The sequence below is a fragment of the Campylobacter concisus genome, from assembly GCF_002912895.1.
Classification (GTDB): domain Bacteria; phylum Campylobacterota; class Campylobacteria; order Campylobacterales; family Campylobacteraceae; genus Campylobacter_A; species Campylobacter_A concisus_G.
The window spans coordinates 1-757 of sequence record NZ_POZX01000036.1; the positions used below are offsets into that span (position 1 = coordinate 1).

Below are 757 nucleotides of genomic sequence, written 5' to 3' on the forward strand. Positions count from 1 at the left end.
GATATAATGAGTACTTCCTTCCTTCCCTTGCTATTTTTTCAAAAATATTTTCTCTTAGTAGATATTTATAGTCTTTTTTAATATATCTATGAGCTTCATCAAGTATAAGATGTACGGGTTTTTTGCGCCTTTCGTCGTTAGGCAATTCTTTTCTTTGTGAAAAAATTAATCTAGAAAGGACACTTGTTAAAGTTTCTAAAACGTCAATACTCAATTCGCTAGTATCTATGATTATTAGTTGTGTTTTTGTTTGAGTATCCTTACCCCAAAGATACTCAAAGTATGAGTCTACATTTTTAATCCCAAGATTATCCGGTGTTTCTCTCATAAATTTACAGTCGTTATTATAGATAAAATAATCAAGCCTATTTAGCATCGTAGAGGCATAGCCTCTCATTAATCTATTTCCTTTAGCGTCTTCTTCTAACAAAATCATTTCAGCAGATATTTTTAAAAATTTATAATCAAAAAATGTTCCATCATCTAGCTTTTCATCAAATATCTCTTGTATTTCTTTGTAGTCTATTTTTTCATTGATACTCTTTACCGCTAGGTCTAATTTATCATTATTTTGTCCGTACATTATTGTGCAATTAGAATGAAGTTTATTTATATCAGCAAAAAGTCCTTCTTTTTTGCACTTTGTTTTTAACGATTTATCGCTATTAATAATATCTTTTATTTTTAATATCAATGCACCAGCTGTAGTTATTCTTGATGTATCGGTATCTGCTTGGCTCAAAACACTACTAAGCAA

The 757-nt window shown here is 29.3% G+C and carries 1 pseudogene; it reads right to left on the reverse strand.

The window, feature by feature from the left end:
* Positions 1 to 742, reverse strand: a pseudogene (locus CYP51_RS04640) (ATP-binding protein); the annotation flags it as partial.
* Positions 743 to 757 lie beyond the last annotated feature (15 nt).